Raw genomic sequence first — 829 nt, forward strand, 5'->3', positions numbered from 1 at the left:
TGTCGGGTATCGGCAGGTGTGGGCGCGGTTGTGTGCCGGGCTGGCTGGTGGTGCGGGCGGGTGCCCGGGTTCCTCGGCGCTGTCGCAGGCGCTGCGGCGGGTGGGCCCCAAACCCTTGCAGGTGTTGTTCGACCTGGTGCGCGGGCCTGCCGCCGGAGCGGTGCGGTGGCGGGGGACGGCTGGTGTCCGCGATCGACGGCACCAGCCTCTTCGTGCCCGACAGCGCGGCCAACGTGGCCGCTTTCGGTCGTCACGGTGGCGGCCACGCCCAAGCGGGTTATCCGATGCTGCGGTTGCTCGCGGTGGTGACGTGTGGCACCCGCACCGTCGTCGATGTCGTGTTCGGCCCGTTGCGCACGGCCGAGACAGCGTACGCGCCAAGGCTTTCCGGGTGCCTGCGGCCGGGCATGTTGCTGCTGGCCGACCGGAACTTCGCGGTCACCGCGTTGATCGAGCAGATCACCGGCACCGGCGCGGATCTGCTGATCCGGGCCAAGCTCAACCGGCGCGTGCCCGCGATCACGCGGTGCAGCGACGGATCATGGCTGACTCGCGTCGGCACGGCAACCGTGCGCGTGATCGACGCCGAGATCGCCGTCCGCTGCGCCGACGGGCCCCGGCGGGTCGAGCGCTACCGGCTGATCACCAGCCTGACCGACGACAAGCGTTACCCTGCAAAGGAATTGGTTGATCTCTACCATCAACGGTGGGAGATCGAAACCAGCTATTTCGAGCTGAAATCGACCATTCTCGGTGGGCGGGTGCTGCGTGCCCGCACTCCGGTCGGGGTCGCGCAGGAGGTCTACGCCCTGTTGATCACTTATCAGGC

At 68.8% G+C, this 829-nt stretch carries 1 protein-coding gene; it reads left to right on the top strand.

Annotation, left to right across the window (positions count from 1 at the left end):
- Positions 1–182: 182 nt before the first annotated feature.
- The coding region (locus tag IU459_RS37365; RefSeq protein WP_195134286.1) for an IS4 family transposase at positions 183–829 on the top strand (647 nt) is incomplete at its 3' end.

It is taken from the genome of Nocardia amamiensis (assembly GCF_015477605.1).
In the GTDB taxonomy this organism is placed as follows: Bacteria; Actinomycetota; Actinomycetes; order Mycobacteriales; family Mycobacteriaceae; genus Nocardia; species Nocardia amamiensis_A.